The organism is Cellulomonas bogoriensis 69B4 = DSM 16987 (assembly GCF_000767165.1).
Lineage (GTDB): Bacteria > Actinomycetota > Actinomycetes > Actinomycetales > Cellulomonadaceae > Actinotalea > Actinotalea bogoriensis.
In genome coordinates, this window is record NZ_AXCZ01000112.1 from 1 (window position 1) to 8,838 (window position 8,838).

Genomic DNA, 8,838 nt, shown 5'->3' on the forward strand with positions numbered 1-8,838 from the left:
CCCTGCTCGGCGGCGCCTGGACGCTGGGGCCGGACCTGCCCGGACAGCAGTGCGGCGACGACCAGCGGGATCGCGACCAGGAGCAGTGCCTGGCGTGCGCCCAGGGCCTCGGCCGCGAGACCGAGGGCGGGTGGCGCGGCGAGGGACGCCATCGACGCGAACGCCGAGACCACGGCCACGCGGCCGGCTGCCTGCATGGGGTCCTCCGAGACCGCGACCATCCCGATGGGCACCGCGAGACCGGCACCCAGGCCCCAGCCCACCACACCGACCACGGCGAGGGACAGCGTCGGGGCCGTGCCGAAGAGCACCAGGCCCGCGACCGAGACGACCGCGGACGTGGCCAGGACCCGCACCGGGCCGAGCCTGTCGATGAGACGGGGTCCGATGACCCGCGAGACCGTCATGGACGCCACGAACGCCCCGAAGACCAGGGCCGCCACGGCCTCGCGCTGGGCGAAGCCGTCGACCACCGAGATCGCGAGCCAGTTGTTGGCCGAACCCTCGGACAGGGCCGCAGCCATCACGATCACGCCCACCAGCAGGGTGCGGCGCTCACGCCAGGCACCCAGGGACGCCCTGAACCCGGCGCCCCGGCGACGCGGCGTCCCCTCGTCCTGGGTCACCGCGACCGGTGCCGTGGTCGGGAGCACCGCCCCGGGCACCGTCAGGAACCGCCAGACCAGGCTCCCGACGCTCACCGCACCGAACTGCACGAGCAACGGCACCTCGGCCCAGGCGGCAGCCGCCCCCAGCCCGGACCCGACGACGCTGCCGATCGAGAACGCGGCGTGGAACTGGGGCACGACCGTGCGCCGCATGTGGCGCTCGATCACGGCCGACTCGACGTTCATGGGGACGTTGCCGAGAGCGAAGGACATGCTGAGCACGATGATCCCGGCCACGAGCACCGGGACCAGACCGACCGCAGGACCGACCGCGAGCAGGGTGTTGCCGCACGCGAACAGGACCGCCGCGGCGAGCAGCACCTTGACGCTCCCCCACCGGACCACGATCGCGCCGGCGACGAGCACGGTCGCCAGGGAGCCGACCGCACCGGTGAGGAGGATCACGCCGAGCTGGCCCGTGGACAGGTCGAGGGCCTCGCGGACGGACGGGAGCCGGGACAACCAGCTCGCGACGGTGATCCCCAGCAGGCCGTACAGGCCGATCAGGAGGCGTCGGGCGCGCAGCACCCGTGGGTCGTCGGGTGCCAGGGGCGAGGTGGGCTGGGCGGGCACGGTGGGGGGCGTGCTGGCAGGCGAGGCAGACATGGGGCTCTTCTGGCGAGGGGGAGGGTGGAGGCCACGTCGGCGGGGCCGGGGCGTCGTCGAGGTGCAACCTCAAGGTCGAATCGATTCGAACGCTCGTCTCCCAGTGTGCCGATAGGCTGGCGGTCCGTCAACGGACGCCCCCCGGCACAGGCAGGTGACATGGCCCACACCCGACCCACGCTGGCCCATGTGGCCGGCAAGGCCGGCGTCTCGGTCTCGACCGCCTCGTTGGCGTTCTCCGGCGCCGGCCCCATCGCGGCCGAGACCCGCGCGAAGGTCCTCGCCGCGGCGCGCGAGCTGGGCTACTCGGGCCCCAACCCCCTGGGCAGGTCCCTGCGCAGCGGACGGTCCGGGATCGTGGCCGTGGTGATCGGGGACCAGCTGCGCCGCAGCTTTCGCGACCCCGTGTCGGTCCGGGTGCTCGACGGGCTGGTCAGCACCTTGGGCCAGCTCGGCCTCGGCGTCCTGCTGGTCCCCGGGCTACCCGTCGAGGAGGACCGGGCGGTGGATCCCCTGGTCGAGAGCGCCCCGATGGACGTGGCCGTGCTGATCTGGGGCTCACGCACCCAGGACCCCATCCGGGAGGCCCTGCAACGCCGCGGTGTGCCGATGGTCATCGGCGAGGGCCCCTCACTCCCGGACGTGCCGCTGGTCGGGATCCACGACCGCCGCGGGACGGCCGAGCTCGGTGCGTACCTGCGGTCGTTGGGGCACGAACGGGTGGCCGTGGTCGCCCTTCCCTTCGGTGGGCCACGGCGTTGCGCAGTCGTGGACGCCGACCGGATGGGCGAGTTGGACTGGGCCCCGACCCGCAACCGGCTCCAGGGCCTGGCCGACGCCGGGGTGGCACCCACCGCGGTGGTCGAGGCCGGGGCGTCCTTGGTCGAGGAGGGCCAGGCCGCGGGTCGGCTGCTGCTCGACGTCGACGACCCCCCCACCGCGGTCGTCGCCCAGTCGGACCTGCTGGCCGCCGGGGTGCTGCTCGCCGCACGCGACCTCGGCCTGCGCGTCCCGCAGGACGTGTCCGTGGCGGGGTTCGACGGGCTGGACCTGCCGTGGATCGCACCCGACGTCCTCACGACCGTGGACCAGCCGTTGGCAGCCAAGGGTCAGGCGCTCGGCGAGGCGGTCGCAGCGGTGCTCGCCGGCGAGGAACCGCAGACCGTCACCCTGGACGTCACGCTGCGGGTCGGCACCACCACCGGCCCGCCACGCTGAACGGACCCGCACGCCGGTGCGTCCGGCGTGCGGACCGGCGTGCGGCTAGCGGGCCAGGCGGACGACGACCTGGGCCTTGCCCAGCACCTTGACCGTGCCCAGGGTGACGGTCAGGTCGACCCTGACCGTCCCGGCCTCGACGTCGACCGCGCCGACGGTCGCGGTCACGTCGAGCACTGCCGCCCCCGGGTCGGGCACCGGCACGGGTCGCGTGAAGCGCACGCCGTAGTCGACCACGGCACCCGGGTCGCCGGCCCAGTCGGTGACGAGGCCGACGGCCGCGCCCATGGTGAACATCCCGTGCGCGATGACTCCCGGCAGACCGACGTCGGCCGCGACGCGCTCGTTCCAGTGGATCGGGTTGAGGTCGCCGCTCGCCCCCGCGTACCGGACGAGGCGAGCGCGGTCGACCTCGATCCGGCGGGTGCCGACGACGTCACCGACGTGGACGTCGTCCAGGCGGGGGGCGCTCACGAGCCCTCACCCCGGACCGCCAGGGTCGAGCGGACCGTCGCGACCGCAGAGCCCTGCGTGTCGGTGATCTCGCACCGGGTCGTCACCATCGACAGCCCGGCGCGCTCGGTGATCGAGTCCACGTGCAGCGTGGTGACGAGCTCGTCGCCGGCGCAGACGGGGCGGTGATGGGTGAACCGCTCGTCCGCGTGCACGACGCGGCTGAAGTCGATCCCGGCCTCCGGGTCGCCGATCAGCTGGGCCTCGGCCCGTTGGGCCAGGACCACGGCGAAGGTCGGGGCAGCCACCACGTCCCGGTGCCCGAGGGCCCGCGCCGCGTCGACGTCGTGATGGGCAGGGTGCTCAGCGCCGACGGTGCCGGCGAACTCCCGCAGGTGCTCGCGACCGACCAGGTACGGCTCGCTCGCGGGGTACTCCCGCCCCGCGTACGCAGCGTTCACGCCCATCGTCGCCGTGGCCCCTGGCCTGGGTCAGCGGGTCTCGCGGTGCGCGGTGTGCTTGCTGCAGCGCGGGCAGAACTTGTTCATCTCCAGGCGGTCCGGGTTGTTGCGCCGGTTCTTCTTGGTGATGTAGTTCCGCTCCTTGCAGTCCACGCAGGCGAGCGTGATCTTCGGACGGACGTCCTGACTCTTGCTGGCCACGGTCTTGCCACCTCTCGCGCTGCGCGCAGCGCCTGGATCGTCGTGCGCGCGCCGGCCGGGAGGTCGACCAGCGCGCCGTTGTCACTGTGGTAGCGGGGGCGGGACTCGAACCCGCGACACCACGATTATGAGCCGTGTGCTCTAACCACCTGAGCTACCCCGCCGTATCGGCACCGAGCGCCCAGCACGGCGAACCGTTCTGGGCGCCCAGGCACCAACAGAGCCCCGAAAGGGAATCGAACCCTTGACCTTCTCCTTACCATGGAGACGCTCTGCCGACTGAGCTATCGGGGCAGCGCGTGCCAGAGTACACGCGTCCGGGCCCAGGTGCGAAATCGGTGCCGGACCAGGCTTCCCGTACGCCCGCACCGGCCCGGGGCGCGGGCGCAACGGGCCGGGAACGACGAACGCGGGGCGCCCCATGGGGCACCCCGCGTCGGTCGGATGGTGGCAGGTGAGGGATTCGAACCCCCGAAGCTTACGCGGCTGATTTACAGTCAGCTCCCTTTGGCCGCTCGGGCAACCTGCCGGGTGCGCGGCGGGCGTTGGTCGTCCCAGCCGTACGGATGGAAGGATACCAAGTCCGCGGACCGTCGCGGACCACACGCTCACGCCTCAGGAGGAGACATGGCATCGGAGTCCTCGTTCGACGTCGTCAGCAAGGTCGACCGGCAGGAGGTCGACAACGCGCTGAACCAGGCCTCGAAGGAGATCTCCCAGCGGTACGACTTCAAGAACGTCGGCGCCTCCATCAGCTGGAGCGGGGACTCGGTCGTGATGGTGGCCAACTCCGAGGAGCGGGTCAAGGCCGTCCTGGACGTCTTCCAGACCAGGCTGGTCAAGCGCGGCATCTCGCTCAAGGCCCTCGAGACCGGCGACCCGAAGGCCTCGGGCAAGGAGTACCGGCTCGAGTCCGCCATCAAGGAGGGCCTGTCCGGCGAGAACGCCAAGAAGATCGCCAAGATCGTCCGGGACGAGGGCCCCAAGGGCGTCAAGACGCAGATCACCGGCGACGAGCTGCGCGTGTCCAGCAAGAGCCGTGACGACCTGCAGACCGTCATCACGCTGCTCAAGGAGTCCGACCTGGACGTCGCCCTGCAGTTCGTGAACTACCGCTGACACGCGGCCCCTGCGACCCGTCCCGGACGGCGGGGCGGGTCGCAGCGGGTCCGCGACGGTCAGAAGCGGGTGATGGGCCCCTGGTTGCCCGCCATCCGCTCCAGCCGGCGGATGCGCTCGGCCATCGGGGGGTGGGTGGCGAACATCTTCGCCATCCCGCCCCCACGGAACGGGTTCGCGATCATCAGGTGCGAGACGTCCACCAGGTCGCGGTTCGCCGGCAGCGGCGCCCTGGCGGTACCGCGCTCGAGCTTGGCCAGCGCCGAGGCCAGAGCCATCGGGTCGCCGGTCAGGCGCGCGCCCCCCGCGTCCGCGTCGAACTCGCGCGTGCGGCTGATGGCCAGCTGGATCAGCATCGCGGCGGTGGGGGCCAGCAGCGCCAGGGCCAGCATCGCGATCGGGTTGCCACCGCGGTCACGGCCACCCCCACCGAAGAACAGCATGAACTGGGCCAACGACGTGATGATGCCGGCGAACGCCGCCGCCACCGACGACGTCAGGATGTCCCGGTTGTAGACGTGCATCAGCTCGTGCCCCAGCACCCCGCGCAGCTCGCGCTCGTCCAGCAGGTGCAGGATCCCCTCGGTGCAGCACACCGCGGCGTTGCGGGGGTTACGACCCGTGGCGAACGCGTTGGGGGCCTGCGTCGGCGACACGTACAGGCGCGGCATCGGCTGGCGGGCCTGGGTCGAGAGCTCCCGGACGATCCGGTACATGGCCGGCTGCTCGATCTCGCTGACCGGCCGGGCGCGCATCGCCTTGATCGCGATCTTGTCGGAGTTCCAGTACCCGTACGCGGTGCCGACCACGCCGATGGCCGCGAAGACCCAGATGAAGCTGCCACCGTCGATCAGGCTGCCCAGGCCCAGCAGGACCATCCACATCACGCCGAACAACGCGGCCGTCTTCAACCCGTTCAGATGCCGGCCTGCCACCCGTGTGCCTCCTCGACGTGATCGGTCAGTGCACTCATCACAACGCAGGCGGCACCCCGGACGTTCCCGGGCCGCACCCCGGGGCCGGGCGCGGCCCGGCCGGGCCCTGAGTCCTCAGACCTCGCCGCGGATGATCGCGAGCATCTCCTCGCGCGGCACGACCTTGACACGCTCGCGGCCGTGGGGTGCGCCCAGCTTCTGCTCCCAGGCGTCCAGGAGCATCCAGCCCGACCACTCCGCGTAGTGCACGCCCTTGGCCTTCAGGTGGTCGGTCACCGCGTCCAGGTCGCGCTCGGGGGCACGGTCCAGGGACTCGGCGTCCGCCACCAGGTGCTTGATCGTCTCCGTCGCGTCGGACTTGGTGTGCCCGATCAGGCCGACCGGGCCACGCTTGATCCACCCCGTGGTGTACACCCCGGGCATGGGCTCGCCGTCGGCCTGGACGACCCGGCCCTCACGGTTGGAGATGACACCGGCGACGTCGTCGAACGGGATGCCCGGCAGCGGTGAGCCGAAGTACCCCACCGCCCGGTACACCGCCTGCACCGGCCACTCGTGCATCTCGCCCGTCCCGGTGACCGTCCCGTCGCCGGTGAGGGCGGTGCGCTCGGTGCGCAGCCCCTCGACCTTCCCGTCACCGGTGACGGCCGCCGGACGGTGCAGGAAGTGCAGGTGGATGCGCCGGCTGGCGGTCAGCTCCTCCGGCTCCTTCAGGGTCCAGTCCGTGAGGGTCTTGACGACCTGCTTGGTCTGGTTCGAGGAGTGGATGGCAGCCATCGACCCCTCGTCGAAGTCGAAGTCCTCCGGGTAGACGATGACGTCGACGTCCGGGACGTGACCGAGCTCGCGCAGCTCCAACGGGCTGAACTTCACCTGAGCCGGCCCACGCCGGGCGAACACGTGCACGTCCGTCACCGGGTTGCGCTTGAGACCCTCGTAGACGTTCTCGGGGATCTCGGTCGGCAGCAGGTCCTCGGGGTGCTTGGCCAGGATCCGCGCCACGTCCAGGGCCACGTTCCCCGCCCCGATCACCGCGATCTGCTCGGCCTCCAGGGGCCAGGTGCGCGGCACGTCCGGGTGCCCGTCGTACCAGGAGACGAAGTCCGCCGCCCCGTAGGAGCCCGGCAGCTCGATCCCGGGGATGCGCAGCTCGGCGTCCTTGATGGCACCGGTGGAGAAGATCACCGCGTCGTAGAAGCGCCGGAGCTCCTCCAGGGACAGGTCGGCGCCGTAGTCCACGTTGCTGAGCAGCCGGATGTCACCCCGCTCGAGGATCTTGTGCAGGGCCACGATGATCTGCTTGATCCGGGGGTGGTCCGGGGCGACCCCGTAGCGGACCAGGCCGAACGGGGCCGGGAGCCGCTCGAACAGGTCGATCGAGACCTCGACACCGGACTTCGACAGGATGTCGGCGGCGTAGATCCCGGCAGGACCGGCGCCGACGACGGCGACACGCAGTGTTGTGCTCACGGACAGGGATGCCTTCCGGACGACGGTGGACCCGGCGCGGCTGACGGCAGCCGGGACGACCGGCACAGTGTAGGCGCGCACACGCCCCCGGGAGCACGCGACGGTCACCACCCGGACACGCCCCCGGGTGACCGGCGGGGCCCGGCGCCCGGCACAGGCGTAGGTTTCCCTCGTGCCACCCGCCCCCTCCCCCTCACCCTCGGCCCGCCACGGGCTCGGCCTGGGGCTCGCCGCCTACCTGCTGTGGGGGCTGCTACCGCTGTACTTCCCCCTCCTGGAACCCGCGGGCGCGGTCGAGATCATCGCCCACCGGATCGTGTGGTCGCTGGTGTTCTGCCTGCTGGCGATCGCGCTGACCCGCACCTGGCACACCCTGGCCCAGGTGCTGAGGCGGCCCCGGACCCTCGCGCTCCTCGCCGCCGCGGCCGTGCTCGTCGCGATCAACTGGCTGACGTTCGTCCACGGGGTCCTCACCGGGCACGCCGTCGACGCCGCCCTCGGCTACTACATCAACCCCCTGCTCACGGTGGCCCTGGCGGTGGTCGTCCTGGGTGAGCGCCTGCGACCGGCCCAGTGGTGCGCGCTCGCGCTCGGCCTCAGCGCCGTCGTCGTGCTGAGCGTCGGCACCGGCAGGCTCCCGTGGGTCGCTCTGGTGCTGGCCACGTCGTTCGCCCTGTACGGGTTGATCAAGAACCGGGTCGGCCGGCAGGTCCCGGCCCTGACGAGCCTGGCGGTGGAGACCGCGGTCCTGGCGCCCGTGGCACTCACGTACCTGCTAATGCTGGGCGGGGCCGGTGCGTTCGGCGCCCACGGGGTGGGGATGGACGTCGCCCTGGCGGTCTCGGGAGTCGTCACCGCCGTTCCCCTGCTGCTCTTCGGTGCTGCGGCCCGGCGCCTGCCGCTCAGCGTCCTCGGCATGCTCCAGTACCTGGCGCCGACCATGCAGCTGGTCATCGGCGTGCTCGTGCTCACCGAGCCGATGCCGGCGGTGCGCTGGTGGGGCTTCGCCCTGGTCTGGTGCGCCCTGGTGCTGCTGAGCCTGGATGGCGTCCGGGCCGGGCGACGTGCACGTCGACCGGCCCCCGACGGCGACCGGCTCCCGGAGGCACCGCTCGAAGGTCAGGTCGGGCCCTGGGCCGACCCGTCGGTGGGGCCCGGCGCCGGCTCGAGGTGACGCACCGCGAAGCCGTGGTCGCCGAACGCCACGGAGCAGCCCGGGACGAGCCGCACCTGCTGCTCGCTGCCGCACAGGATCTGCTGCCCGTCGACGAGGGTCACGACCGTCCCGTTGGTCGAGTTCCGGTCCCGCACCCACACCCCGTTGCGGTCCAGACCGAGCTGCAGGTGGGTCTTGGAGACCGAGCGCCCGGGGTCGTCGACCGCGACCAGCGTGCTGTCCTCCTCACCTGCCCGCGGGGTCGGGTTGCGCCCCACCAGCACCGGGCCCGAGACGTGGATCGAGCGCCCGTCGGTCAGGTCCAGGACGACGTCGGGCCCCACGGCGTGCGGCACCTGGGGCACCTTGCCGCGGGCAGGCCGCAGCCGGGTCATGTCGACGTCGTCCGCCAACGGCGCGTGCGGGCCGGGCGTGGTGGTGCGCGGAGCAGGTGGGTGGGGCACGAGGGGGACCTCCCCGGTGTCGGCGACGTCGTCATCGGTCGGGAGCGGGCGTGGGGCCTGAGGGGCGGCGGCGGGGGACGCCGCCGG

General features: G+C 72.3%; 10 protein-coding genes and 3 tRNA genes. 3 read left to right on the forward strand and 10 right to left on the reverse strand.

What is annotated here, in order from left to right; all coding sequences use genetic code 11:
• On the reverse strand, window positions 1-1,274 hold a 1,274-nt coding region (locus tag N869_RS10270), incomplete at its 3' end, for an MFS transporter (protein ID WP_156968488.1).
• Between the two features lie 159 nt (window positions 1,275-1,433).
• Here N869_RS10270 and N869_RS10275 point away from each other — a divergent pair.
• Entirely contained in the window at window positions 1,434-2,492 is a 1,059-nt protein-coding gene (locus N869_RS10275; protein WP_035061149.1) for a LacI family DNA-binding transcriptional regulator, read from the forward strand.
• 45 nt (window positions 2,493-2,537) lie between these two features.
• On the opposite strand, the gene N869_RS10280 is transcribed toward N869_RS10275, so the two are convergent.
• The 6 genes from N869_RS10280 to N869_RS10305 all read right to left on the reverse strand — a co-directional run bounded on the left by N869_RS10280 (window position 2,538) and on the right by N869_RS10305 (window position 4,136).
• Window positions 2,538-2,966, reverse strand: a complete 429-nt coding sequence (locus tag N869_RS10280) for a MaoC/PaaZ C-terminal domain-containing protein (RefSeq protein WP_035061151.1) — start codon at window positions 2,964-2,966, stop codon at window positions 2,538-2,540.
• Window positions 2,963-3,412, reverse strand: a complete 450-nt coding sequence (locus N869_RS10285) for an FAS1-like dehydratase domain-containing protein (protein WP_035061166.1) — start codon at window positions 3,410-3,412, stop codon at window positions 2,963-2,965. Before N869_RS10285 ends, N869_RS10280 begins: the two co-directional genes overlap by 4 nt.
• 24 nt (window positions 3,413-3,436) lie before the next feature.
• On the reverse strand, window positions 3,437-3,607 hold the full coding sequence (gene rpmG / locus N869_RS10290) for a 50S ribosomal protein L33 (protein ID WP_035061168.1): 171 nt from the start codon (window positions 3,605-3,607) through the stop codon (window positions 3,437-3,439).
• Window positions 3,608-3,694: 87 nt separating this feature from the next.
• A tRNA-Met gene (locus tag N869_RS10295) sits at window positions 3,695-3,771 on the reverse strand.
• 57 nt (window positions 3,772-3,828) lie between these two features.
• Window positions 3,829-3,901, reverse strand: a tRNA-Thr gene (locus N869_RS10300).
• 151 nt (window positions 3,902-4,052) lie between these two features.
• Window positions 4,053-4,136 (reverse strand) — tRNA-Tyr (locus N869_RS10305).
• A 98-nt stretch (window positions 4,137-4,234) separates the two neighbouring features.
• Between N869_RS10305 and N869_RS10310 the strand changes: the two genes are divergently transcribed.
• Window positions 4,235-4,726 (forward strand): YajQ family cyclic di-GMP-binding protein, encoded by a 492-nt coding sequence (locus N869_RS10310; RefSeq protein WP_035061170.1) that lies wholly within the window; start codon window positions 4,235-4,237, stop codon window positions 4,724-4,726.
• A 59-nt stretch (window positions 4,727-4,785) separates the two neighbouring features.
• Here the strand turns inward: N869_RS10310 and htpX are convergent, their stop codons facing one another.
• Together htpX and N869_RS10320 are read right to left on the reverse strand one after the other, a co-directional pair.
• Window positions 4,786-5,661 carry a zinc metalloprotease HtpX gene (gene htpX, locus N869_RS10315; protein WP_035061172.1) on the reverse strand — a complete coding sequence of 292 codons (876 nt, stop codon included), beginning with the start codon at window positions 5,659-5,661 and terminating at the stop codon, window positions 4,786-4,788.
• 114 nt (window positions 5,662-5,775) lie between these two features.
• Window positions 5,776-7,131, reverse strand: a complete 1,356-nt coding sequence (locus N869_RS10320; protein ID WP_035061176.1) for an FAD-dependent oxidoreductase — start codon at window positions 7,129-7,131, stop codon at window positions 5,776-5,778.
• Window positions 7,132-7,303: 172 nt separating this feature from the next.
• On the opposite strand from N869_RS10320, the gene rarD reads away from it, so the two are divergent.
• A complete protein-coding gene (rarD, locus tag N869_RS10325; RefSeq protein WP_084136921.1) occupies window positions 7,304-8,305 on the forward strand; it encodes an EamA family transporter RarD in 1,002 nt (333 codons plus the stop codon).
• On the opposite strand, the gene N869_RS10330 is transcribed toward rarD, so the two are convergent.
• The coding region (locus N869_RS10330; protein ID WP_232229695.1) for an FHA domain-containing protein at window positions 8,251-8,838 on the reverse strand (588 nt) is incomplete at its 5' end. The two genes, rarD and N869_RS10330, sit on opposite strands and share 55 nt — an antisense overlap.